The organism is [Clostridium] citroniae WAL-17108 (assembly GCF_000233455.1).
In the GTDB taxonomy this organism is placed as follows: Bacteria; Bacillota; Clostridia; order Lachnospirales; family Lachnospiraceae; genus Enterocloster; species Enterocloster citroniae.
In genome coordinates this window covers 1,262,673-1,288,034 of the sequence record NZ_JH376420.1, presented here as the reverse complement: position 1 = coordinate 1,288,034, position 25,362 = coordinate 1,262,673, and the positions used below count along the sequence as shown (strand labels likewise).

The following is a 25,362-nucleotide window of genomic DNA, read 5'->3' as shown; positions in this document are numbered from 1 at the left end:
AGTGGTCGGTGCAGCGTTCAATTCGTTCCGGCTCAATCAGTCTCAGAAATACTTCCGGGCTTCCAGAGCGCGGCCTTGCGTTCAGGATGTAATCCTGGAATGCTTCTTCTGCTTCCTTCATCAATGGAGTATAGCTTGCATGCCCTGTTTTCCTTTGAACAAATCATATTTCAACCTTCTACCAGTCAATGTCTGTCAGCTTTGCCCGAATCATATCCCCGGGGCGCAGGCTTTTTGCTGCCGCAAGGAGAATGATTGCACGAGAGACCGGTATAAAATGGAAATCCCATCTGATATGTCCTGGAAAAGGAATGTTTATCATGGTATAATTTATTACAGTTAACCAATTGTATGCTATTTTGAGAAATTAAAGATAGTCTATCACTGTTTTATTAATAAGCTATAATGGGTGGGAGGTTTTATCATGGATTGGAGAACTTTGTTTAATGAGAATATATTATGTGGCGCAGAGGATTATATTCACAGTAATTCTGTCCATGATTTGCATACAGATGATAATCATATTGTAGCAATGGTGGCCGGGCCCGACAACTTTAAGGTGGAAATTGAATTGGATGGAGATGCCTCCCCTAAAATGCAATGCACTTGCCCTGATGCAAAAGCCGGAGCCAATTGTAAACATATGGCGGCTGTTTTACTGACTTGGGATCAGGATATGATTAAAAAGGCTAAGATGAGCCTAGAGCTTTCCTGTGAAATAGATGATGTACTTACTTATGCAGTTGTACATAATGGAGCGCATATCGTAAGGGATATCTGTGTAAAAAATGGTTCGGAAGCAGATATTGATCATCTTATGATTAAGATAGATTCCAACAATGAACTGGTTGAATTGTTCGAGATTGGAATCGAAAAGATTAAACCAGGAGAAGAACTGCATTTCAGAAACCTTAAAGTAAGTATTAATACCGAATATCTTGCATCACTTACTGAGAGAAGTGCATGCAAACTAAAGGTAAGGGTTTGTCTTGGAGAAGAAGAACTGGCTTCAGAAACAAAAGAGATGATAGCGCTTGCTTTTGACCAGTGGCCTGGACTGCAATATACACCGGAACTGCTGGCTGCATTTGCAATGCCAAACCACCCGGTTGTCAGCAGTATGCTGCAGCTTGCAGCAAAATATCTGGATAAGTGGACAAAGGATCCCTCTCTTGCAGGGTACCAGTTTAATGATCCAAACAGAGTGAAAACCATGGCAGCTGCCGCTTATGCTGCAATCCAGCAGAAGAATATTACATATGCTGAACCGCCTTCAAGCTTTGAAGCATTTGGGCAGCGTATTCGTTTGGCTGATGCGGTATTGGATCAGCATATGGGAACATGTATGGACATGACGCTTTTGTATGTGGCATGTCTGGAGGCTATGGGATTGAATCCGGTTATGGTTATGATGAAAGGCCACATCTTTGCTGGTGTATGGCTCATAGAGGAATCTTTTTCAGATATGATCATGGATGATCCATCCCAGCTTGAGAAGAGAATGTCTAAGGGCATTCATGAAATGATCGTGGTGGAATGCACCGCCATGTGTTCAGGAAGAACAAAAAGTTTCGATGAGGCAATTGCTCTGGCTGAAGGTAACGTCTCTGCGTATAGCAGATTTGCATTTGTTATAGATGTATGCCGGGCTAGAAGTATGGGTATCAGGCCGCTTCCGGTTCGTATAAAAACAGATGCCGGATTTGAGGTAAGGCATGAGGACCGCAAGGATCAGGATGTTACAAATGCACCAGCTGCTATAGGAGATACTTTCAACCTTTCCCGTTCTCCAGACAAGGAAAAGGTTACAAAGCAAGCTCAGTGGGAACGCAAGCTTCTTGATATGAGTATGAGAAATATGCTTATTAATATGAGAATGACGAAGGCGGTCGTACCCCTTCTTTCCGCGGATATCAATACTCTGGAGGATGCGTTATCTGAGGGGGAAGAATTTCTGGTGCTGCCAAGACCGGCAGACATGTCTGTTTCGGGAGAGGAGGGAGTGCCGGTTGAGGCATTGGGAGAACTGGGACCATTTGCGGATTTTATAGCATTGGAAGGCAAACATAGGAGGCTCCATTCTTTATATACAGAAAAAGAACTTTTCAGCTGCCTGACTAAAATGTATCGTTCCGCAAAGACATCAATGGAGGAGAATGGCGCCAGTACGCTGTATCTGGCACTTGGACTTCTCAGATGGTTTGAGGGAAAAAGAGACGCTGTGCCAAGATATGCCCCTATTATCCTGGTACCGATTGATATTAACCGAAAGTCGGCAAGTAAAGGTTATGCATTGTGCATGAGGGACGAGGATGCGCAGATTAATATTACTTTGCTGGAGTTTTTGAAACAGAGTTTTGATATACAGATCCAGGGGTTAAATCCGGCTCCCATGGATGAACACGGACTGAATCTGCCGAAGATATTTGCAATAATACGACACGCAGTGATGAATCTTCCTATGTGGAATGTGGTGGAAGCAGGCTTTATTGGTAATTTTTCATTTTCCCAGTTTGTAATGTGGAATGATATTCATAGTAGGACGGAATTCCTTAATCACAATAAAATAGTCCGCAGCTTAATGATGGGAGCTGTGGACTGGGATTGTACAATTCCTTCCAGTGTTAACACGGATGAGGCGTATTTGCCGGTAACGGTTGACTCTTCACAGTTGAAGGCCATCAATATGGCAGCTGGCGGTGTCAGTTTTGTGCTGCATGGGCCGCCGGGAACGGGGAAGTCACAGACCATCACTGCAATGGTGGCAAATGCTTTGACAAAGGGAAAGACAGTGCTTTTTGTTGCAGAGAAAATGGCAGCATTGGAGGTTGTACAAAAGCGTCTTGCAGGACTTGGAATACAGGATTTTTGTCTGGAGTTACATTCAAATAAGGCAACTAAAAAAGCTGTTCTTGATCAGTTAAGACGAGGTCTTGAAATTGGCGTCTGGGGAATGCAGACAGATTACGATAAAAAGATTCAGGATATCCGTAAGATGAGGGCAAGTCTGGATGCCTATGCAAAAGCACTCCATAAGCAGAGGGCATTCGGTAAAAGCCTTCGCCAGCTTATGGATATATATGAGATGATACCAGAATTTGGTAAGGATATACGTTTTGATCATACATATGCGGGTTCACTGACTGAAAATGACTTGGATCATCATATTCACAGCCTAGAGAGACTGGTCGCGGCAGGAAAAGCCATTACTCATCCTCATAATCATCCGTTGTCATCAATCCGCCAAAATGAATACAGTCAGAAACTGAAATTTGATTTGGAAGATATTGTACGTGCCTATAAGTCCGCGCTTGAAACATTGAAGGCAGATGTAAACCTGTTTGCAAAACAGATGGAACTTAATTTGCCGGTATCGGAGGCTGAGTGGAGGGGGATTTGCAGTGATGCCCGCGGTGTGATTGCAGCGGAGGAGATTCCTTCATTTATAAGAAATGCAGATTCTATAGACAGGGAATTTGCGGATCCTAAGGTGTATCTGGAACGGAGTAGTGCGTTTGCTTCTCAAAAGGAGAACTTCTTAAGCCAGTGGAACGAGAATTTCCTAAAAATGGATATGAATATATTCCGTGATAAGTATGATCAGGCAAATAAAAAGTTCTTTGGCAAGGGGAAGGCACTTGCTGCGCTTACTGCGGAGATGCAGGCATATGCCTCGTTCCCGGTGCTGGCAGATAAGATTCCCGTATATTTGACAGATATTTCATTCTATCAGCAGGAAGCGGAAGCGGTTGAAGGCTTAAAGTCGCAATTGTCTTGTGAATGGAAAGAAATATTACAAGAGTATACAACAAATGCAGAATTGGAAGCCTATCAGGCTTTTGTAAAATGTCAGGTTCAGACATTGACCCAGTTTGCCGAACAGATCAGGAGACTGGAGGCGTCAGGAGAATTAAAGAGTTGTATCGATATTGCTAAGGCGGTGATTGCTGATCTTGATACGGTGAAAGAAAAGCAGACAGCGACAACAGAATTACTGAAGCTTGAATTCAGCGGAAATGATAAAGATTGGATGGAGAGCCGTTTGGATCTTTGCACAGGTATTCTTGAAAATGCATCATCCATCAAAGATTGGATTGTTTATAGACAGATTGTAATGGAATGCAGAGAACATGGGCTGGCGCCTGTTTGCGAGGCATATGAAGCGGGTATGCCCCATGAGCAGATCCTGGATGTCTATTTAAGATCTATTTACAGGACCATCATACTATCAGTTGTGGAAAACGAACCGGTGCTGAATGGATTTACCGGTACTGAATTTAATGAACGGATTATACAGTTTAAAAAGTTGGATCAGGAGTTTATGGATCTGACAAAGGAAGAGATGTTCTATAAACTCACACATCAGCTCCCTACCTCACAGGATTCTGTTCAGGTGAGCAAGGAATTAAATATATTACGAAGGGCCATCAGCAGCAATGGCAGGGGCGTGTCCATTCGGTCTTTGTTTGAACAGATACCCACGGTGCTCACAAGATTATGTCCATGTATGCTGATGAGCCGAGCCCCATTTCAGTGGCGCAGTATCTGTCCGCAGAGAATGACCTGTTTGATATTGTTATATTTGATGAGGCCTCACAGTTACCTACCTGTAAAGCAGTTGGAGTGCTTGCCAGAGGCAAGGATGCAGTGATTGTCGGAGATCCCAATCAGATGCCGCCTACCAGTTTCTTTGCAGGAAATACTGTGGATGAAGATAACCTGGATATTGAAGATTTGGATAGTATTCTGGATGACTGTCTGGCTCTTGGTATGCCGCAGGCTCATCTGCATTGGCATTATCGAAGCAGACATGAAAGCTTGATTGCGTTCAGCAACCAGGAATTTTATGAGAGTTCCATGCTGACATTTCCATCAGTAAACGACAGGGTAAAACGAGTCAGACTGGTAAAAGCGGAGGGATTCTTTGACCGGGGAAAGGGGCGTGTCAATGAAGGTGAAGCAAGAACTATTGTGGAGGAAATTAAGCGAAGATATAAAGATCCCGAATTGACAAATCAGACAATAGGTGTTGTAACATTTAATATTAGTCAGCAGACATTGATTGAAGACCTGTTACAGGAAGAATATCAGAAAAATCCTGAATTTGATACTTGGGCAAATGTTGGCGAAGAAACAATGTTTGTTAAGAACCTTGAAAACGTTCAGGGTGATGAGAGAGATGTAATCTTATTTTCAGTTGCTTTTGGCCCGGATGCCAATGGAAAACTGTCATTAAACTTTGGTCCGCTGAATAAAGGCGGGGGATGGAAACGGCTAAATGTAGCTGTATCCCGTGCCAGAACTGAAATGGTTGTATTTACGACCATGACAGCGGATATGATCGACCTGAAACGTACGAAAGCTAAAGGTGTTGAGTCCCTCAGGAATTTCTTGGAGTTTGCCGAAAAGGGACGGCTGCAGGGGGAATACATTGAGACCAGAGTACAGAAGGACCAGGGAATCATGGAACATATTTGCCGGCAGATATCAGATGCCGGATTTAAGTATCAGAAGGCGGTGGGCCACTCTAAGTTTAAGGTAGATATTGCAGTGATTAATCCTTACAAGGAAGAAGAGTACCTGCTTGGGATTATGCTGGACGGTGACTCCTACAAACAGTCTGTGAATACAAAGGATCGGGAGGTTGCTCAAATAAGTGTCTTGCAGGGACTTGGCTGGAAGCTGCATCGTATCTGGACCATGGACTGGTGGGATAACCGGGAAAAAGAGATTGGCAAGCTGCTTCAGATTTTGGATCAGCAAAGGGCGGAAGCATATGAACAATATCAAGAATATCAAGAGTCTCATTTGGGCAAGGCGGATGAAAACATTAATGTAGAGATTAAAGAGACAGCAGAGCTATGTGACGTAAGAAATATAGCAGAGCAGGAAGTTTCTGACGAACAGCAGATGAATTCTGAAAACAGCATTGCTGAGTTCAAAGATGCAGAGGAGAATGAGACTGCAGGAGATAAGGCTGGAGAAGATAAGACTTTGGAAACTGAAGTAACAGAATCGGTAGAGATAGAAGCGGATCTTGTGGCAGAGCAAGCATCTGCCATACATATGGAAAATCGATTAAATCCAGAATATTCAGTTTTGATTGAACCGGGAATGAGGATTGCGGCAAAGCAGGAAGAACAGCCCGGAATACCTGCAGGCAATTCATCGGAAATTATCGCATATCAAGTAGAAGAATATATTTCGGCAGAGCTGGAGATCACCCCTATGTCCACGGCAGAGTTTGTCCTGAAGGACACGCTGGCTTCTATCACTGCAAAGCTTCAGCAGATCATTGACGCGGAGGCGCCCATAAACTATGACCGGCTGGTTAAAAAAATGCTCCGTTCCTTTGATATCGGACGCTCCAGTGCTCAGACGCTTGAAGCAGCCGAAAAGGCTCTTAAGAAAACTGTATCCAGAACGAATAAGCAGGCGGGTGTGAAGTTTATCTGGAAAAAGGATCAGGATCCTGATGTTTACAGAATGTATCGCCTGGAACAAAATTCTGATGATAAGAGATATCCGGATGAAATATGCCAACAGGAAATTAAAAACGCGGTTTGTGTCACTTTGGGAAATAAGGGTGCTTTGAATAAGGATATGCTTATTAAGGAGACTATTCGGACAATGGGATATGGGCGAAGCGGCGCCGCACTGGTCGCAGCTGTTGAAAAGGGATTGAAATATGGACGGAAGTCAGGAGAAATCATCCAGAATGCGGAGAAGTTGTGGGAACTTAATGCAGGTAAGGAATAGCCCATACGGGCGGCTCATAAAAATATGGGTATTGAAACGCTGTGGCAAAATATGTCCGGTGGTGAATCCCTCCGCATTGACATAATCCCAGCAACCATCTATAATTATTTTAGAATCCAGGAAAGGGTGAGTACAATGTTATTTGGAAAATTTTGTATTGAGTTTGGCTCCGAACAAGTATATACCACAAAACATTGTGCGGAGCCTGATAAGAAAAGGGAATCTATGAAACCATAGATTCTGTTTTATGATCTTTAGGGTCGCAGACAGTGTTTTGTCTGCGGCCTTTTGTTGTCTTTTTTTATATTGACACCACAGCAGAAGGCGCACGTTACCGTGCCGGCCTTCTGTTTTTTTGAGAAAGGAAATGAACCCAATGATTGATAAAGAGAATTTAACCACGGGAAGTGTACCTAAAAAACTGATCGCCTTTGCGCTTCCTTTGTTGTTGGCAAACCTGCTCCAATCGTTTTACAGTATTGTAGATATGCTGGTGGTGGGCAGGATTGTTGGAAAAACAGGGCTTGCGGCCATCAGCAATGCCTCTATGGTAAGTTTTATCATCAATTCCATCTGTATTGGTGTTACAATGGGAGGGACGGTTTTGATCGCCCAGTTCAAAGGCGCCGATGACGTGAAAGGGCAGAGCGAAACAGTGGGCACATTATTTTCCCTTACCCTGACCGCGTCAGGTGTTGTCACCGCCGCTGCGCTGCTAGGGTATAAGACGCTGTTCGGCCTGTTAAGCATCCCATCGGATGCAATGGGGGATGCCTGTGAATATATGGAGGTCATCTGCCGGGGAACGGTTTTTGTGTTTGGATATAATGGGGTATGCTCCATTATGAAAGGATTTGGGGATTCTAAAAGTCCCCTGTATTTTGTTGGGATTGCCGCCATTGTGAATATTGTGTTAGATCTGCTGTTAGTTGGCCCATTTGGAATGGGGGCCAAAGGAGCGGCATATGCAACGATCTTTTCCCAGGGTATTTCATTTGCAGCAGCGATGATCCATCTGAAACGCAGAAGCTTTATTTTTGATTTTAAGCCGGAACATTTTGTAGTTAAAAAGGATAAGCTGGCCATGATCCTAAAGGTGGGGCTGCCTACGGCTGTTCAGATGGTGGTAGTGAACATATCCTACCTTTTAATCACCGGGATTCTCAATCAGTTTGGGGTAGCGGTTGCCGCGGCCTCCGGTGTGGGCTTAAAGATCAATACGTTTGCAGGTATGCCCTGCTGGGCCGTGGGGCAGGCAGTCACAGCAATGGCAGGGCAGAACATGGGGGCGAATAACAGGGAACGGGTGAGGGAAACAACAAACACGGGACTTTGCCTTAACCTTGCAATCACCGCTGTGGCGGTATTGTTTGTCCAGATTTTTGCAGGACCGATCATCAGGCTTTTTGACCCGGTGAGCCCGGAGGTCACACGGGATGGTATCTTGTACCTTAGAATATGCTGTGGGCTTAACAGCCTGATCTATGGGGCTATGTATACCTTTGATTCCTTTGCCATTGGGGTCGGCTCCGCCAATGTCGCTATGGTAAACGCTCTTTTGGACGCGGTGGTGGTGCGGCTGCCTGTGAGCTGGCTGCTGGCATTTCCATTGTCCTTTGGATTTCCCGGTGTATATCTGGGACAGGCTCTTTCTCCCATTCTTCCGGCGGTTGCCGGGGGGCTGTATTTTAAGAGCAGAATATGGGAACGTGGGAATTTGATCAGGAGAAAAGGGACGGAAGAGGAGGAGAATACGTAGATGGATCGGAAAAAGCTGATTGACCAAAGCATCGATTACATTATGCCCCCACCATGTTTAAGCAGTCCATACCCACCCATGGCATGCCTATTCCTTGTAACCCGGAGCGGGCGGCACGGTTTAAAAGAGCAGAGGAATATGCGGCCCAAATTGAGTCGTCCATGGAAATGCTGCGCAGCGCAAACACGCTGACAGTGGACAGCCTGCGGGCATCATGTGCGGATGAAGTCGTTTTTTTACAATACAAAACAGGAGATTAATGATATAATAATATAATACGCAGCATGTTCATTCCGGTCAAAGGACACGCTGTATGGGAAAATAATAATTGAGGAGAAAATTGTATGAAGAAATGCATCTTATTTGTGATTTTAGAGCCATATGCCGACTGGGAGGCTGCTTATCTGTCCTCCGCCCTCCAAATGTTAGGGCAGGGTATGTATGAGGTTAAGACCGTGTCTTTGACAAAAGAGCCGGTATGCTCCATTGGAGGTTTTTGTGTATTGCCTGATTATGATATCAATTCGATTCCTGCCGATTATGAGGCGCTGATTTTGGTTGGAGGAATGGCGTGGAGGAATGAAGAAGCCCGCAGGATTCAGCCTCTTGTGGAGAAATGCCTGGAGAAAGGAAAAGTTTTGGGCGGTATATGCGATGCATCAGGGTTCCTTGGTACAGCGGGAGTTTTGAACAATGTGAATCATACAAGCAATGACCTTAATGATCTGAAACAGTGGGCAGGCAAGGCCTACACCGGGGAACAGAAATACGTTATGAGACAAGCGGTCAGGGATGGAAACATTGTCACGGCCAATGGAACGGCTCCTCTGGAGTTTGCAAAAGAAGTGCTGTTCGCCCTGAAAGCAGCCCCGGAAAAGGTTATTACAGAGTGGTATAATTTCCATAAACTAGGATGGTATAATGTGTCAATGCCGGAGGATGCAACCAGCTGGAATGAGTGACGAGCATGATTGCTCATGAGGAAAAATGTACGTTGACAATCAGCAGTTTCTTCGGGAGTATACTTAGGCTGATGGGAGGAATTTATGAAACGGTGGATACAAGTTGCATTTTTTAAAGCACTTTTTATTTCTGTTGTTTTTAACCTGATCTGTCTGATTTATGGGTCAGTGACCAGGAATCCATATAAGATATCATTATCACTGGAAGTGATCTTTTTCTTAGTGATATTCGTTGCCAATTTGTTGGAATATCTGTGGAGGAACCGAAAAAAATAATCCGGTTTTATTGCGTGTAAATATTGAGAACTGCTGACCCTGGAAAAAAGTCAGCGGTTCTTTTTGATAAAATGAGTGAATTGGGGAGAAGCCTATGAATTGGGAACCCTGGACAGGGTGTTATAAAGTAAGTGACGGATGTACGAATTGTTATTTCTATGGGCCCCATGGGAAACGCTATGGTCAAAATACCATACAAATGACTGATCAATTTGATTGGCCCATCAGGAAAAAAGCTAAGGGCGAATATAACATAAAGGGAAATAAAATCCTTGCCACCTGTTTTGCCACTGACTTTTTCCTGCCTGAAGCGGATGAATGGCGCAAAGAAGCATGGTCCATGATCAGGGAACGGACAGATATAGAATTTCTGATCCTGACAAAGCGGATCGACCGCTTCCTTGTATCCCTTCCATCTGATTGGGGCCGGGGATATGACAATGTGAATATTGGGTGTACGGTAGAGAACCAAAAAATAGCTGATTACAGACTTCCGCTGTTCTTATCCTATCCCATCAAGCGGAGGTTTATCGCATGTGCCCCGCTGTTGGAGGCAATAGACCTGTCTCCGTATCTTTATGGCGTGGAACATGTTACAGTTGGGGGTGAGACAGGGCGGGAGGCCCGGGAATGTGATTATGACTGGGTGCTTAATATCAGAGAGCAATGTGTGAAAGCCAATGTTACATTCTGGTTTAAAAATACAGGTTCATTTTTTAAACAAAAGGGCATTGTTGAAAAGGTGAATCCATACAAGCAAAACAGTTTGGCAAGAGAGCTTGGTATCGATATCTCAGATGGGAAACGGTTGTTTTAGATGAAGCTGGAGGTGTGCATATGAAGATCCTGGTGCTAAACGGCAGTCCCAAAGGGGAGCGCAGCAATATCATGGAGCTGACAAAAGCCTTTTGTGAAGGAATCGGGCAAAGGGTGGAGATACAGACGGAAATCGTGCCTGTTTACCAGAAAAAGATACAGGACTGTCTGGGATGTTTCCGATGCTGGAGTGTCACCCCGGGAACCTGCTGCCTCCAGGATGATGTGGCAGGGATCATTGAACAAATCCTTGAAGCTGATTTGATTATATGGAGTTTTCCTCTGTACTATTTCGGCCTGCCCTCCCGGCTTAAGGCTCTCATGGACCGGCAGCTGCCCATGAGTTTGCCATTTATGTCAAAAGGTAAGGAGAGCGGCGGACATCCCGGACGGTACGATCTATCCGGCAAACGTTATGCCGCTATCTCTACCTGCGGATTTTATACGCCCCAGGGTAATTATGATGGGGTAAATACCCAATTTGACCGGATATACGGCAAGGATGGCTATATATCCGTCTATTGTGGGGAAGGGGAGCTGTTCCGTGTTCCTGCCCTGAGAAAACGCGTTGATGAATACTTAAGCTGGGTACGCCGGGCGGGAAGGGAGTTTGCCGTGAGTTTCATTTCGCCGGCTTCTGATTCTGCCCCATCTGCGGCTGGTCCTATCTCGTCTGCCACATGGGAGCTGCTGACCCAGCCATTGGTGCCCCGTGATGCGTTTGAAGAGATGGCTGACGCTGACTGGGGGGTCCGCGGGGAGAGTACAGATTGGGCGGAGAGTACAGATTGGGCGGAGCGTGGGGAGCAGAATGGTGTGCAGCCGGATCCCTCCCTGAATTTCACCCGTCAGATGGCGGCGTTCTATAACAAAGGGGATTGGGGAGGCAGGGACCGTGCAGGCTGCCGCTGTCAGCTTATTATTCCATCAACAATTTTCGGGGCAGACAGGAGTGGGAAAATCCCCTGTTTCTGCGCACCAACCGCATCCTTACCGCATGCTGGGGAGCTCTGTACCTGGTGACCCCACTGTGGACGTATTTTCTGCTGCTGACACCCTTTGCCCCATGGACAGGGGCGGTCAACTCGGCGCTTCCGGTTCTGCTGGGGATTTTTACCGCATGGTTTCAGAGGTGGTATCCGGCTTATTATGCGGGCAGAGGGATGAATAATGCATGATGCGGTATTCCGGTTGAATCAGAAAATAATATGTTGCCGGAGGAATCGGCATGATTGTGAGCCGATGAACAAATTGCAGTAGTAGGAGGAAATAAATGGAAATCAAGGTGCCGGAGAAAGTACCGCAGTTTGTACAAAAACGTAGAAGTGTCTGTTGGGAAGCGACAAAGAAAGAGCACGTGACTGCAAAGAAAGTTTATGTTCCTGCTGGGGATGGGCGGATAAGATGCCTGGTTTACCGCCCCGAAAGGAATGAGGATAATCTGCCTGTATTTTTTGATATTCACGGAGGCGGCTTTAATCATGACGTTCCAGAAGCCGACAACATTTTCTGCCGGAAAATTATCGCTGCATTGGATGTATGCGTGATCAGTCCCGATTATCGGCTGGCACCGGAGTTTCCATATCCGCAGGGACAATTGGACGTGTATGATGTGATAAAATATGTATATGCCAATCCAGGGGAATTCGGAATCGACAGTAAGCGAATGGCGATCGGAGGCCATAGTGCGGGAGGAAACTTTGCGGCAGCTATCTGTCTGAGGGAAGCGAAGGAAAAAGAAATTAATTTTTGCTGTCAGATCCTGGATTATCCGGTTTTGGACATGTATACTCCAGCCGCTGATAAGTTTTACGTTAAGGGGGCAGTACCGCCTGATATTTCTGAATTGTTTAATCTATGCTACCGGCTTCCGGAACAAGCTAAAGAGATATATTGCTCGCCTATTTTTGCAGAGGATGATCTTCTTAGAGAACTGCCCCCGGCCTTGGTAATAACGGCTGAGTTGGATTCACTGCGGGACGAGGCGGAGCAATATGCCCTGAGAATGGCAAAAAACGGGGTGGAGGTGACAATGATGCGCTTCCAGAGTGTTGCCCATGGCTTTACGGTGAATGGGCGGGATGACACTGAGGCGGACAGGGCGCATCGGATGATGATCGGGATGCTGAGGCGATATCTTTTCTAGACTGGAGCATGAACCTATTGATATGGCAGAACGGTTTTCATATTTGACACCGGTAAAATTGGAAAACCCATTCAGACCCGCCCATCATCTGTGTGGTAGGCGCTGTATCTCCAATTCCCTCCCCCTCACTACGATCCGAGGCACAAAAAACAGCATCATAAAGATCCAGCAGACCCCTTCCGCATAGGGGATGGCCATATTGGCAAGAGGAGCGGCAAAGAGATAGGAAAGCATAATGCGGATGCAAAGGGCTGCAATGCCGGCCATGCTTGAATACACTACATCACCCATACCCTCCACCGCACCCCTGAATGCGGTTGCCATACCATAAAAAATGTAAAAAACAGCAATGCTCCTAAAAAAGGAATGGCCGATTCCAATGGCCTCTGTGTCCAGACCGAATATGGAGACCAGGCGTCCGCCAAACAGGATCATGACAGCGGACAAAAACAGGGAAATGACCGCCATCATAGCCATGCCTGTGCCCAGATACCCTTTGATTGAACCTTGTCTGCCTGCGCCTTTGCTTTGGGCCACCATGGTTGAGATGGCGGATCCCAGATTGACAATGGGCAGCAGCATGATTGAGTCAATGCGGTAGGCACAAGTGACTGCAGCTACCGTATGGGTGCCAAAGCCATTCATAAAGTTTTGTAAGATGATGTTCCCAAGGGATGTTACGCTGGATTGTATGGCGGGCGGGAAACCAAATTTACAGCCCTGCTTAATAATATCCCAATGGAGCATTTTTTCCTGAATAGAAAACCTTAACACAGGATGTTTCCTGATGCTGTAAAGGATTATGAAACAGGTCATTGCAATTTGGGAGATCACGGTTGCAATGGCAGCGCCGGCCACACCTTTGTGCAAAACCACCACAAACAGGATATCAAGGAAAACATTCATGGCGGAGGAGATGAAGACAGCGTAAAAGGGAGCTTTGCTGTCACCCATTGCCCTTAGCACGGAGGAGTATGTATTGTACACAGCCAGGAAAGGAATCCCCATGAGAATGATCCGCAGATAGTCCATTGAAAAATGAAACATATCCGCAGGAGTATTGGCCAGAGTCAATACAGGGCCGGCCAGGGCGGATCCAAACACTGCCAGTAGTACAAAGATACCTCCCAACAGGATGGCAAAGGATGATAATATTCTGCGGATTTCTTTGCTCTGATCCTTTCCATACATTTGTGCGGCAAGAATGGACAGTCCCAGTGTAAATCCTGTGATCGACAGGATAAAAAATTCTGTTATGGCGGCAGTTGCCCCAATGGACGCCAAAGGGGTCTCGCCCTCAACGCGGCCCACGATAAAGGCATCGGCCCAGCTGTAAAGTTGCTGAAGGATACCGCTGAATATAAGCGGCAGGCCGAACCTGACGAGTACAAATGCGGTATGTGTTTGGTTTTTCCCAGTTCCCATATCTTCCTCCAAACTATAAAGAGTACTTTCGGAGTCTCCCCGGCACCCATTTTTTGGCTGAGCACCAGGAGACTCCGAGAGTACATTAAAAAATACCGTATGCGAAATAGCCTCGCATACGGTAGGTGCTCACCCGTTCATGTATATCAACCAAGTTGAATTTTGTAACAGTTTATCATGTGGGATGACGGCTGTCAAGATGGGACCGGATTCACAGGGAAAATGGATTACCAATGGATTACATTACAATTTTTTGGAAAATAATATTGACACTGCAAAAAAAATCTATAAACTTAATTATAAGTCTATAGAGATCGGCTTAAAGTATTTGACTCCCGGTCCTTACATATGGGACAAAACATAATTGTGAATAGATTAGGAAATGTTGCGGGCAATAGAAGCTGGGAGTATATTCTCCGGGCTTTTTTTGCTATTTAGGGTTAATCACATATGGGGAAAGACGATGAAGAGAGAATATCTAAAGCAGAATGTTTACGAAGCATTATTAGACAGGTTACATTTTATCTTTGAGGAATTTGAAAACATCTATGTTTCTTTTTCAGGCGGAAAGGACAGCGGCCTGCTTTTAAATCTGGTCCTGGATTACAGAAATAAATATGCTCCGGACAGGCGGATCGGCGTGTTCCATCAGGATTTTGAGGCTCAGTACACAGTGACGACCGAATATATTGAACGGACGCTTGAGCGCATTAAAAATGAGGCAGAACTGTATTGGGTCTGTTTACCCATGGCCACCAGGACTGCTTTGAGCAGCTATGAAATGTACTGGTATCCCTGGGATGACACCAAACAGGAACTTTGGGTCAGGGACATGCCCGACAAGGAGTATGTGATCAATCTGTCCAATAATCCGATCACTACCTACCGCTATCGTATGCACCAGGAGGATCTGGCAAAGCAGTTTGGGCGGTGGTACCGGAAAAAACATGGAGATAAAAAGACAATCAGTTTGCTTGGGATCCGTGCGGATGAATCCCTTCAGCGCTACAGCGGCTTTTTGAACAGAAAATACGGATATAAGGGAGAATGCTGGATCAGCAAACAATTTAAGGACGTGTGGTGTGCCTCCCCCTTATATGATTGGAGTGTCAGGGATGTATGGCATGCCAATTATCTGTTCTCTTATGATTACAACGGCCTTTATGACCTCTACCATAAGGCAGGGCTTACCGTGTCCCAGATGCGGGTGGCTTCCCCGTTTAACGATTATTCAAAGGATGCCATTAATCTGTACCGGGTGATCGATCCGGAAATCTGGTGCAGGCTGGTGGGACGGGTCCAGGGAGCTAATTTTTCCGCCATTTACGGGAGGACAAAGGCCATGGGATACCGCAGCATCACTTTGCCGCCGGGCCACACCTGGAAATCATACACACAGTTCCTGCTGGACACACTTCCCAAGCGGCTTCGCAATAATTACATACGGAAGTTTAACACATCCATACGTTTCTGGCATGAAACAGGAGGCGGCCTGGATGAAGATGTCATACAGGAGCTGGAGCAGAACGGATACAGGATCAGGCGCAACGGTGTTTCTAATTATACCCTGAATAAAAAGTCCCGCATTGTTTTTCTGGGACCCATTCCTGACAACACGGATAATATCAGATCAACCAAGGACATACCAAGCTGGAAACGGATGTGTTACTGCATCCTTAAAAATGATCACACATGCCGGTTTATGGGATTTGGCATGACGCGCCAGCAGCAGGACCGCCTAAAGCTGATCAAGAAAAAATACGAAAGCATAGAGGATTTCAATTATGAGTTATCAAAGCCCTGTATATAACGTAATTGCCGTTCCAATTGAAAAAGTAAAGCCTAATACCTACAACCCCAATAAGGTAGCTCCTCCTGAGAGGCGTCTTCTGTATGAGAGCATCAAGGAAGACGGTTACACCATGCCGGTGGTCTGCTATTATGCCAAGGCTCAGGACCTCTATCTGATCGTGGATGGATTTCACCGCTACCAGGTCATGCTTGACCATCCGGACATATACGAAAGGGAGCAGGGGCTTTTGCCCGTCTCTGTGATTGATAAACCCATTGACAAACGGATGGCCAGCACGATCCGCCATAACAGGGCAAGGGGCACCCACAATGTGGATCTGATGAGCAATATAGTGAAGGAGCTGCATGAATTGGGGCGTTCAGATGCATGGATCTCCAAACATCTGGGAATGGACAGGGATGAGATCCTGCGCCTCAAACAGATCACAGGGCTGGCCACCCTGTTTCGGGATGTCAAATTTGGCCAGGCCTGGCGTCCGGTGGAGGACGATCAGGATTGGGATGATGGGCGGTAGGTTCTGTGGTTTGTGTATATTGTACGATTCGTAACGGATAAATAACAAGAAATATAATAATATGGCTAAAATTTCCTATATAAGTCCAGGCTCTGGTCTGTTAAAATTCTGGTATAACAACTGACAGAAGAGGAGGATGTATTATGAGGAAGTTTTGTAAACGCACATCGGCTCTGGCATTAGCGGCCTTGCTGGCAGCATCGGCGTCAGGCTGTTCATCCGGTACAGGGAGCCAGACCACGGCAACGCCGGATACAACTGCCCAGACAGAGATTTCCAATGAGGAATCAAAAACAGAGGAAAGCAAAGATACGGGAGAACCGGTTACGATCCGCCTGGTACACTATATGGGGGAGCAGGCCAAGAGAGACGCGCTGGACGCCATGCTGGCGGCCTTTAGTGAGGCTCATCCGGAAATCAAGGTGGATGTGGAGGTGGTTGCATCCTCCTCCTATATTGCCACTTATAAGAATTATATTGCTGCCGGGGAGGCTCCGGATATCATGTTTGGAAAGCCTCAGACCATGCAGGAATTTGTGGACGGCGGATATTTCATGGACCTTAAGGATGAGGCGTGCATGGCCAATGTACTGCCCATGCTGGTGGATGAGTGCACGGTAAACGGCGGTGTGTACGGTTTCCCCATTGATGCTCAGGTAAAAGCAACGTTCTATAACAAGAAAATGTTCCAGGAGGCCGGAGTGGAGGTCCCCGCTACCAAGGGCGAGCTTTTTAAGGTGTGCGATACATTCATGGATCAGGGAGTTTATCCCTTTGTCCATCCCTATAATTTCATACACGGCGTATTCCATGAGCTGGATTCCTTCTTCACCAGCATGGCGGCGGCTACAGGTAATGAAAATGTGTGGATGGATTCACAGAATGGCGTTAAGGATCTATCCGGCAATCCTGCCGTGGTAGAAGCAATGGAAATGTTCTCAAAGTTTGCATCCTATAAGGACGCAGGAGATACGGCTGTTGACCAGACCCAGGGCATCCAGAACTTTGCAGCAGGCCAAAGACCCATGTACATGAACGGCGGATGGCTGATGGGGGATGTGATTGCTGCAAGCCCGGATGGAGAATTCGGAATGTTCCCCACACCATGGTCCGATAATCCGGAGGAGAACAAACTCTGGATCGGAATTGATGATGTGTTTGTTGTTTCCCAGCAGACGGAACACAGGGATGAAGTTATGACACTGCTCAACTTCTTTGCCAATGAGGAAAGCTCTAAAACATGGATGAGCACTGCCAAGCTTATGACCAGCAATATAACGGTTCCCACCGATGATGCTGATGCGTTTATCAAAGAAATAAAGTCATATATTGACAATGACATGATCGTATCCAAGAGTCTGGTGCCTGATTATACATCCGAGTATTCCACTGCGTTCCGCACCAAACTCCAGGAATTTGTCACGCTGGATGACAGCCAGAGAGATGTCACAAAATTGCTGAAAGATATTGATGATGAGATAGCATCGATCCGGCAGTAGTTTCTCAAATACATATGATCTGGTTAAAGGTCAGGGAGGTCCGGTTTCCGGTCCTCCCTGATGTGCAGTCAGCCGGTACAGTGCGCTGTCAAAACCAGAGCGTGCAGACAAGAAAATGGAGGGAAAGATGAACCATAAGATGAAAAAAAGGCTTCAGGAATTTACATTCATATTACCGGCCCTGATCATGTTTACGATCTTTGTGGCCTATCCTTTTTTACAGGGTTTTCCCATATCCTTTACCAAATGGGACGGTATGAGTCCCGGAAAGACATTTGTGGGAATAAGTAATTATTTGAGGATTTTCAAAGATGTAAATGTTATTAATGCCACAAAGAATACCCTGGTATTCACGGCAGTGACCATGATATTTTCAAACCTTCTGGGCCTGCTGTTTGCCCTGATGATCTCCAAGGTATCAAAGCTGAACAATGTGCTCAGGACCTGTATCTTTGTACCCTATTGCCTCAGCCTTGTGTTGTCATCCTATATATGGAGATATGTGTACAGTGATGTGTTTTATGATATATTCGGCATACCAAGTCCTCTGGGAAGCACTACCTGGGTCATGCTGGGGTTGGCAGTGATATCCGTATGGAGGGATGCTGGTTACTGTATGGTAGTGTACATTGCAGCCATACAGGGAGTATCCATTGATTATTATGAAGCGGCTGAACTGGAAGGGGCTACGGTGTGGCAAAAATTTAAGGACATAACATTTCCCATGATCGCACCAGCTGTCACCACCAATTTCACACTGCTTCTGGCATGGGGCATGAAAGTGTTTGATTATCCCATGGCAGCTACTGCAGGCGGTCCCGGACGAGCTTCGGAGACAGTGGCCATGCTGATCTACAATAACCTGTTCACCTATTTCCGGGCCGGTTACGGCCAGGCGATCGCGGTGGTATTTACCATTGCCATATTTGCTATAAGCACCATTGTTTCCAGAAGTCTGAGAGCCAGGGAGGTGGAAGTATAATGAAGCATATGGTAAAAAACAGACTATTCCTGATTCTTAAGCTTGTGGTCACCCTGTTTGTTATCAGTCCTTTCTATATTGCCGTCATTTATTCAGTCAAGTCAAAGCCTGAAATGGTCAGTAACCGGCTGGCATTTCCAAAGGTGATCCACTGGGATAACTTTACAAGGGCCATCGAGACTTCCAATTTTGGTCTGGCCATGAAAAACAGCTTATTCACCACGGTTGCGGCCGTGTTGGTGATCACACTGATCTGTACCATGTCAGCCTACATCATAGCAAGAAAAAATAACCGGTTTTATAATGCTGTTTATTATATATTTGTGGGTGCCATGATCATTCCCTTTCAGTCGATCATGACGCCGTTGTACATTGATATGACAAAATGGAGGCTGTTAAATACGCTTTATGGATTTATTATGGCCAAAATCGGTTTTCAAATCGCTTTTACAGTACTGCTTGTCTCCGGGTTTGTGAAAGGTATCCCAAGGGAACTGGAGGAGGCTGCAGCCATTGACGGCGCCGGTATTTATTCCATATTTTTCCGCATTGTATTTCCACTGATGAAGCCGATTATTCTCACGTCCGTGGTGCTTAACACCCTGAATGTTTGGAATGATTTCCAGATGTCCCTTACTCTTCTTCAGAAAAAAACAGTGCGCAACGTGCCTTTGACCCAATACTTCTTTTTTGGGGAGAACAGCATCGAGTTGGGGCTGGCATTTGCTCTGTTTATCCTGTCCATGATACCTATATTAATACTTTATCTGACCCTTCAGAAATATATCATAGGTGGTATCACATCCGGAGCTGTAAAGGGCTGAGTATGGCCGGTCTGCCCCCCGCACGCATTGACAGAAACAGGGACGGTTGCTATATTTGGAAAATAATAGCGGAGGTGGGGAATGGAACAACAGGGGAACAGGATTCATTTCAGAAAAACATTATACTGTAAAATGATTGTGGTCACCCTTCTTTTGGGAGTCACGTTTTTTCTTGCACTATTGTGGATCTATAAAGCCAGCTGCAGCCGGTTTGAGGAGGAGCTGACATACCATTCCGACACGCTCACAGAACAAATTTGCCAGAATGTGGATATTACCCTGAAGGAACTGGTGGAGAAGACCGTGCCCTTAACAGCCACCAATGAGCGGTTTGGTCCATTGCTCAGCGCGGTGAGGGATGAGGATGTGGGAAAGGAGATCCCATTTCAGCGTCTCAGGATCCGGAATCATCTGGAAGAAATGTTGAGCATGAATGATGATATCAACTGGATGGCGGTCATTGACAGAAGAAATGAGATCTATCTGGCATACCGCGATTCCAGGCCCCGGAATACGGTGCCTGGAAGCATTGAACTTCTTTCCCTGTACCTGGATAATAAGGAAAACCTTTCAAACAGACCCGGCAATGTGGTCTGGCTGACAAGCAGCAATGAGGATGGGATTGTGCTGATGCGTTCCGTTTTTGACACTAATACCATGCAGTTTTGCGGATCTATTGCGGCAGAGGTGAAAAACACATCGCTGAAAGCCATCTTTGAACACATTGACAGCAGCAAGGTGGGAAATTTTACTCTGTATGACAGGAACGGGATGCCCATATATTCTACGGATATCCAAGTAACTGGGGGCAGTCAGGACAGAGGAGAGCGTGAAAGCGGCCGGGGAAGGGCCAGGGATTACCTTCATGCGGAATACCCTATTAACAGGGGAAAGCTGAAGATCGCCCATGTTATTGATATGACGGAGAAAAACCGAAGGTTCTCGGACCTTTTATATCTTATATCCGGAATCGGTTTCCTTGTATTTTTAGTGATCCTGGTTTCTCTTTGGCTCATGTTCGGAAATATGGCTAAGAACCTGAAGATACTTCTGGATAACATTCACCGTGTATCCGAGGGAGACTTCGACCTGGAACCCACCCTGTTCCGGAAAGGGGATGAGATGGATGTTCTTGCATTTAACATACAGGAAATGTCGGGCAGGATCAAGGCCCTGATGGACCAGGTGGTGAGGGATAAGGAGATACAGCAGCAGAACCAATACCAGCTACTGGAATTTCGGTATCATGAACTTCAGTCCCAGGTGAATCCCCATTTTCTTTTTAATATCCTTCAGTCCATTAATGGGATTGCACAGATCAACGGAGATAAGCAGGTCAGCCGGCTGATTTGTATGCTGTCCAAATTTTTCAGAGGGAATCTGGAGCGCAGGAATGTGTCCTGCCAACTCAGGGAAGAACTGGAATATTCTAAGAATTATCTGGAGCTTTATAAGGACATATATCCGGACAGGCTGAATATCAAATGGGATGTGGACCAGCGTTTCCTCCATGTCAGGATACCGACCTATATCCTGCAGCCGATCGTGGAAAATTCCCTGGTACACGGTATGGAGCCTATGATCGGAACCTGTACCATATGGATCAGGGTCAAGGAGGAAGATGGGTGTCTGGTCATACGTATCTGGGATGACGGGGAGGGCATAGAGCCGGAGAAGCTGATGCGGGTAATGGCCGGAAGGGATGAGTCAAGACATATCGGTATACGGAATGTGCAGGACAGGATCCAAATGCTTTACGGGAACGAATATGGACTTTCCATCCGGTCGGAGTATCATGAATATACAGAGGTCAAGCTTACACTGCCGCTGGGGTGATTGCGTGAAAAGGAGGGATGAAAATGTATTCGGTGGTAATTATTGATGACAACAAGATTGCAGTGGAAGCAATTTCCAAATCCACGGATTGGGAAAAATTCGGCTGCCGTGTTGCCGGAACTGCATATGACGGAGTTGCAGGTCTAAAACTGATCCACAATTCGGCTCCTGATATTGTGATCATTGATATTCAGATGCCGGGTTTTAACGGGCTGGATGTGATCAAGAAAATCCAGGGTACCAGGAAAGATATCCGGTTCATCATCATTTCAGGCTACAGCCAGTTTGAATACGCACAGCAGGCGATCCGATACGGTGTAAGTGATTATCTGTTAAAGCCTATATTGACAGAGGAAATGGAGCAGGCATTAAAGCATGTGACGGACACGCTGCACAAAAAGGAGGCGGGGACGGCTCCTGGCCATATGGACAGTCTGGAGAGGAGAATCTATGGAATCCGCTCCGGCAAGGACGGCTATTCATCCATGGTATCCCAGGCGATCAGCTACGTGGACCGGAATATCAACCGCAACATTTCCCTTCGGGATGTGTGCGATGAGCTTTTGGTTTCCATGTCTTATTTTAGCAAATGCTTTAAAAAGGAAACAGGGGCAGGCTTCTCTTCCTATGTCACCATGGTGAAAATGGAGAACGCCAGGATCCTGCTTAAAAATCCTAAAAACAGGGTCAACGAAGTGGCGCATATGCTGGGATACAGCGACTACGCGTATTTTTTCCAGGTTTTTAAAAAGCAGTTTGGCTATGCGCCCAGCGATATAAAACTCAATGTCAAAAAGGAGGACAAGAAAAATGATCCAAATGCCGGAAAATAAGAGAAATGTGCCGTCTGTACTCACATGCATGGACGGTACCGTTGTAAGAGACAGCAGGCGTTGGTTTGAAACACGCAGGCCGGAGATACTGGAACTGTTCAGGGATCAGGAATATGGGCGTTTGCCCGACATGAAGGATGTGGAAATAAAAATCCGGGCGGCGGATTCGAGGCAGGGGCCGAACGTGATGGAGGGCCGTGCTGTGCGCAGGACGGTGGAAGTGGAGGCTATCCGGGGAGAAAATCATTTCAGTTTTAATTTTGTGGTATTTATCCCTGTGGGGATGAGACAACCGGTGCCTGCCTTTATCACCATCTGCAACCGCGGAATCAGGGACAGCGATCCTGCCAGACATTTTCTCAGTCCTTTTTATCCGGCAGAGACTATCATCTCTAGGGGATATGCCTGCGCATCCTTCCGCACACAGGAAGTAGCTCCGGATTATGATGAGGGATTCAGTACCTGTTTTCACAAATTGTTTCCCGAGTACAGAGAGAACCGTCCATTAGACGCATGGGGAGCCATAACCGTGTGGGCCTGGGCGGCCAGCAGGATCATGGATTATTTTGAAACTGATCCTCTGATCGATGAAAAGAGAGTGGCTGTGGTGGGACATTCCCGTGGGGGAAAGACGGCTCTGTGGTGTACGGCACAGGATGAGCGCTTTGCCATGGCTGTGAGCAGCTGTGCGGGCAACAGCGGGGATGCCATAGCCCGGGGGTCCAAAGGGGAGCGGATCAAGGATATTGCCAACCGGTTTCCCTACTGGTTTTGCGCTAATTACCAGAAGTATAAGGACAGGGAGGAGGAACTTCCCTTTGACCAGCACATGCTGCTGGCCCTCATTGCCCCCAGACTGGTTTATACCACATCCAGGACATTTGACAGCTGGGCAGACCCCGAAGGGCAGTTTGAATCCTGTGTCCAGGCAGATCCGGTTTACCGGCTGTTAGGTGTGCCCGGGATTGCTGAGAGGGAAATGCCCCTCCCGGAACACCCGCTGCATGAGGGGAGGATCGGGCATCACCATAAGACAGGGAACCATGATATGGACGAATATGACTGGAACTGCTTTATGGATTTTGCGGACAGGCATATGAGGTGAGAAAACAAGCCTGAGCCGGTTCCCATCACGGTGTCTCTCCCGCGCCCGCCGCCTTCTACCTGGAGGAGATACCCGAAGAATACATGGTAAATCGGTTCTTTCCATGGTATTTAGAATAGTATAAAGCCTTATCCGCATATTTGATCACGGTCTGAAGTTCCGTGCTGTCCTCCGGATAGACAGCGCAGCCTATGCTGCATCCCACCTGGATTTCGTGAGTTTCGCAGGGAAACGGCCGGTTGACGGCCTCAATGATATGGCGGGCAATAGGTTCTATAACCGAAACAGCAGCGCCAACCGGGACAATGAGTGCAAGCAAAAATTCATCTCCGCCAATTCGGGAAAGGATTTCGTTGCTGCGGGCCGCTGTGGTAAGCCGGCTGGAAATCTCGATCAATAGCTTGTCCCCAATGTCATGGCCATACCGGTCATTTACGATTTTGAATCCGTCCAGATCCAGATAGAGGATTGCAAGGGAGTGAGATAGGGGATCAAGGGTCTTACTGCACTGATTGATAGAGTTTTCAAATCCCAGCCTGTTTTTTAGGCCTGTGAGAGGATCGGTGGTGGCGATGGTTTTCATTTCGCTCAATGCCGCGTCAGTTATGTTCAGATCGCTGAACAGGTTGGAGAGGGCTGATTCAAGGTTTTCAAGTTCGCAGATACCGTTGGAATCAGGCATGGGTACCTTGCGGCCGGATTTGAGAAGGGTAGCCACTTCAGATAGCCGGTTCAGGGGCTCTGTAAGCTTTTTTGAAATGATGGAACTGAGCATCATGAATAAAAGCAAAAGAACTCCTCCGCTTGCGATCAGCAGCAACACCAGCTGCACAATATTATTGTATGCAATCTCCACCGGCTGGCGGACAACAACGGTCCACCCAAGGCCGTCATAGTCGTCATAACCGGTTGAGGCGGTAAAACCAGTTAAATATGTTTGATCGTCAGGCCAGGTGATGGAGGCCCATTGGCGGTTGTTGTCCTGATCCGTTTTGGCCATTGTCTGAACCAGGGATGCGCCGATGAGTTTCTTTGGCCCAAGCAAAACATCATGATCCTTACTGAGCACCAGAACCTCCATCTTTTGGCTGTCACGGAATGATTCAGTGGTCATGGAAACACGTTCCTGCGCCCAGTCCCAATTCAGGTGGGCAGCCAAAACACCCTTAAAATCCCCGTTCTGGTCGAAAAGGGGGGAACTGATATCAACAAAACGGAGCGGCTCATTGGCTGGATTGGGCAGCAGGTCCGAAAGCAGCAGGGCTTCATGAACATCCCCGATAAAATCCCCCTTGGCCCCTTGGATAAATACAGGCCGTTCAGAAATATCCGAATCCAGCAGGATGTTGCCGCTGGACGCTTTGACTATGCCGTCCGCATCCGTAACCCCCACCCAGGAAAAGGATGGAAATGAATCATGAAGCTGGTTGATCAACGTGGAGGTAATCTGGTAACTGTCATCGGTGACAAGTACGTCTGCTGCCTTCAGCAGATCCAGCTGGTGATAGTGGTTCCACATAAACTGATCCAGCTGCATGGAAATCTGCCTGGCCGTGTCGGCCAGGTTTTCGCCGGTTTCAGCCTGCAGTTTATAGCTGGAGCACAGGCCGATGATCACCGAAAGGGTTGTAATGATGCATATTGTGAATATCGTAAAATACTTGTTTATCTTTGTCTGCAGTTTCTCTGATTTCATAAGGTCCCAATCCCCGTTACAGTGTATAGTATAATGACTATGAGCAAATGTATAGTCTTAGCAATAGTCTACCACTATGATGGAAGGTTGTCATTAACAATACTCGTTTCATATCGC

Annotated in this window: 18 protein-coding genes; 16 read left to right on the top strand and 2 right to left on the bottom strand. The window is 46.6% G+C overall.

Annotation, left to right across the window (positions count from 1 at the left end; all coding sequences use genetic code 11):
- Window positions 1-424 precede the first annotated feature (424 nt).
- The 8 genes from HMPREF9469_RS05790 (at window position 425) to HMPREF9469_RS05750 (ending at window position 12,718) form a co-directional block, all read left to right on the top strand.
- Window positions 425-4,651 (top strand): DUF4011 domain-containing protein, encoded by a 4,227-nt coding sequence (locus tag HMPREF9469_RS05790; RefSeq protein WP_007860069.1) that lies wholly within the window; start codon window positions 425-427, stop codon window positions 4,649-4,651.
- 20 nt (window positions 4,652-4,671) lie between these two features.
- Entirely contained in the window at window positions 4,672-6,759 is a 2,088-nt protein-coding gene (locus HMPREF9469_RS32355; RefSeq protein WP_227884096.1) for an AAA domain-containing protein, read from the top strand.
- A 376-nt stretch (window positions 6,760-7,135) separates the two neighbouring features.
- Complete coding sequence (locus HMPREF9469_RS05780; protein ID WP_007860065.1) at window positions 7,136-8,518, top strand: MATE family efflux transporter; 1,383 nt, start codon at window positions 7,136-7,138, stop codon at window positions 8,516-8,518.
- 344 nt (window positions 8,519-8,862) lie between these two features.
- A complete protein-coding gene (locus tag HMPREF9469_RS05770; protein ID WP_007860063.1) occupies window positions 8,863-9,480 on the top strand; it encodes a type 1 glutamine amidotransferase family protein in 618 nt (205 codons plus the stop codon).
- A 370-nt stretch (window positions 9,481-9,850) separates the two neighbouring features.
- Window positions 9,851-10,573 carry a DUF5131 family protein gene (locus HMPREF9469_RS05760; RefSeq protein ID WP_007860059.1) on the top strand — a complete coding sequence of 241 codons (723 nt, stop codon included), beginning with the start codon at window positions 9,851-9,853 and terminating at the stop codon, window positions 10,571-10,573.
- Window positions 10,574-10,593: 20 nt separating this feature from the next.
- Window positions 10,594-11,595, top strand: a complete 1,002-nt coding sequence (locus HMPREF9469_RS05755) for a flavodoxin family protein (protein WP_007860057.1) — start codon at window positions 10,594-10,596, stop codon at window positions 11,593-11,595.
- Between the two features lie 7 nt (window positions 11,596-11,602).
- Complete coding sequence (locus tag HMPREF9469_RS33445; RefSeq protein WP_322746750.1) at window positions 11,603-11,743, top strand: hypothetical protein; 141 nt, start codon at window positions 11,603-11,605, stop codon at window positions 11,741-11,743.
- A gap of 102 nt (window positions 11,744-11,845) precedes the next feature.
- Window positions 11,846-12,718: an alpha/beta hydrolase gene (locus tag HMPREF9469_RS05750; protein ID WP_007860056.1), complete on the top strand. Its 873-nt coding sequence runs from the start codon at window positions 11,846-11,848 to the stop codon at window positions 12,716-12,718.
- 84 nt (window positions 12,719-12,802) lie between these two features.
- Here the strand turns inward: HMPREF9469_RS05750 and HMPREF9469_RS05745 are convergent, their stop codons facing one another.
- Entirely contained in the window at window positions 12,803-14,143 is a 1,341-nt protein-coding gene (locus tag HMPREF9469_RS05745) for an MATE family efflux transporter (protein WP_007860055.1), read from the bottom strand.
- 463 nt (window positions 14,144-14,606) lie between these two features.
- Between HMPREF9469_RS05745 and HMPREF9469_RS05735 the strand changes: the two genes are divergently transcribed.
- The 8 genes from HMPREF9469_RS05735 to HMPREF9469_RS05700 all read left to right on the top strand — a co-directional run bounded on the left by HMPREF9469_RS05735 (window position 14,607) and on the right by HMPREF9469_RS05700 (window position 23,549).
- Window positions 14,607-15,953 carry a phosphoadenosine phosphosulfate reductase gene (locus HMPREF9469_RS05735; protein ID WP_007860054.1) on the top strand — a complete coding sequence of 449 codons (1,347 nt, stop codon included), beginning with the start codon at window positions 14,607-14,609 and terminating at the stop codon, window positions 15,951-15,953.
- Window positions 15,928-16,470, top strand: coding sequence for an IbrB-like domain-containing protein (locus HMPREF9469_RS05730; protein ID WP_007860053.1), 543 nt, complete (start codon window positions 15,928-15,930; stop codon window positions 16,468-16,470). Before HMPREF9469_RS05735 ends, HMPREF9469_RS05730 begins: the two co-directional genes overlap by 26 nt.
- 143 nt (window positions 16,471-16,613) lie before the next feature.
- Entirely contained in the window at window positions 16,614-17,969 is a 1,356-nt protein-coding gene (locus HMPREF9469_RS05725) for an ABC transporter substrate-binding protein (RefSeq protein WP_007860052.1), read from the top strand.
- 127 nt (window positions 17,970-18,096) lie between these two features.
- On the top strand, window positions 18,097-18,951 hold the full coding sequence (locus HMPREF9469_RS05720; RefSeq protein WP_007860051.1) for a carbohydrate ABC transporter permease: 855 nt from the start codon (window positions 18,097-18,099) through the stop codon (window positions 18,949-18,951).
- Window positions 18,951-19,775 (top strand): carbohydrate ABC transporter permease, encoded by an 825-nt coding sequence (locus HMPREF9469_RS05715; protein WP_007860050.1) that lies wholly within the window; start codon window positions 18,951-18,953, stop codon window positions 19,773-19,775. Before HMPREF9469_RS05720 ends, HMPREF9469_RS05715 begins: the two co-directional genes overlap by 1 nt.
- 81 nt (window positions 19,776-19,856) lie before the next feature.
- A complete protein-coding gene (locus HMPREF9469_RS05710) occupies window positions 19,857-21,611 on the top strand; it encodes a histidine kinase (RefSeq protein WP_007860048.1) in 1,755 nt (584 codons plus the stop codon).
- A gap of 23 nt (window positions 21,612-21,634) precedes the next feature.
- Window positions 21,635-22,444 carry a response regulator transcription factor gene (locus HMPREF9469_RS05705; protein ID WP_007860046.1) on the top strand — a complete coding sequence of 270 codons (810 nt, stop codon included), beginning with the start codon at window positions 21,635-21,637 and terminating at the stop codon, window positions 22,442-22,444.
- Window positions 22,422-23,549 (top strand): glucuronyl esterase domain-containing protein, encoded by a 1,128-nt coding sequence (locus HMPREF9469_RS05700; protein ID WP_007860043.1) that lies wholly within the window; start codon window positions 22,422-22,424, stop codon window positions 23,547-23,549. Before HMPREF9469_RS05705 ends, HMPREF9469_RS05700 begins: the two co-directional genes overlap by 23 nt.
- A 55-nt stretch (window positions 23,550-23,604) precedes the next feature.
- Here HMPREF9469_RS05700 and HMPREF9469_RS05695 read toward each other — a convergent pair whose 3' ends face one another.
- Entirely contained in the window at window positions 23,605-25,245 is a 1,641-nt protein-coding gene (locus HMPREF9469_RS05695; RefSeq protein WP_007860041.1) for a diguanylate cyclase domain-containing protein, read from the bottom strand.
- Window positions 25,246-25,362 lie beyond the last annotated feature (117 nt).

Excerpts from the sequence above, each read along its gene's own strand:
- HMPREF9469_RS32355 (WP_227884096.1), top strand. The coding sequence starts at position 4,672 with ATGCCGCCTACCAGTTTCTTTGCAGGAAATACTGTGGATGAAGATAAC.
- HMPREF9469_RS05705 (WP_007860046.1), top strand. The coding sequence starts at position 21,635 with ATGTATTCGGTGGTAATTATTGATGACAACAAGATTGCAGTGGAAGCA.
- HMPREF9469_RS05790 (WP_007860069.1), top strand. The coding sequence starts at position 425 with ATGGATTGGAGAACTTTGTTTAATGAGAATATATTATGTGGCGCAGAG.
- HMPREF9469_RS05750 (WP_007860056.1), top strand. The coding sequence starts at position 11,846 with ATGGAAATCAAGGTGCCGGAGAAAGTACCGCAGTTTGTACAAAAACGT.
- HMPREF9469_RS05725 (WP_007860052.1), top strand. The coding sequence starts at position 16,614 with ATGAGGAAGTTTTGTAAACGCACATCGGCTCTGGCATTAGCGGCCTTG.
- HMPREF9469_RS05755 (WP_007860057.1), top strand. The coding sequence starts at position 10,594 with ATGAAGATCCTGGTGCTAAACGGCAGTCCCAAAGGGGAGCGCAGCAAT.
- HMPREF9469_RS05780 (WP_007860065.1), top strand. The coding sequence starts at position 7,136 with ATGATTGATAAAGAGAATTTAACCACGGGAAGTGTACCTAAAAAACTG.
- HMPREF9469_RS05770 (WP_007860063.1), top strand. The coding sequence starts at position 8,863 with ATGAAGAAATGCATCTTATTTGTGATTTTAGAGCCATATGCCGACTGG.
- HMPREF9469_RS05700 (WP_007860043.1), top strand. The coding sequence starts at position 22,422 with ATGATCCAAATGCCGGAAAATAAGAGAAATGTGCCGTCTGTACTCACA.
- HMPREF9469_RS05695 (WP_007860041.1), bottom strand. The coding sequence starts at position 25,245 with ATGAAATCAGAGAAACTGCAGACAAAGATAAACAAGTATTTTACGATA.
- HMPREF9469_RS05720 (WP_007860051.1), top strand. The coding sequence starts at position 18,097 with ATGAACCATAAGATGAAAAAAAGGCTTCAGGAATTTACATTCATATTA.
- HMPREF9469_RS05760 (WP_007860059.1), top strand. The coding sequence starts at position 9,851 with ATGAATTGGGAACCCTGGACAGGGTGTTATAAAGTAAGTGACGGATGT.
- HMPREF9469_RS05715 (WP_007860050.1), top strand. The coding sequence starts at position 18,951 with ATGAAGCATATGGTAAAAAACAGACTATTCCTGATTCTTAAGCTTGTG.
- HMPREF9469_RS05710 (WP_007860048.1), top strand. The coding sequence starts at position 19,857 with ATGGAACAACAGGGGAACAGGATTCATTTCAGAAAAACATTATACTGT.
- HMPREF9469_RS05735 (WP_007860054.1), top strand. The coding sequence starts at position 14,607 with ATGAAGAGAGAATATCTAAAGCAGAATGTTTACGAAGCATTATTAGAC.
- HMPREF9469_RS05730 (WP_007860053.1), top strand. The coding sequence starts at position 15,928 with ATGAGTTATCAAAGCCCTGTATATAACGTAATTGCCGTTCCAATTGAA.
- HMPREF9469_RS05745 (WP_007860055.1), bottom strand. The coding sequence starts at position 14,143 with ATGGGAACTGGGAAAAACCAAACACATACCGCATTTGTACTCGTCAGG.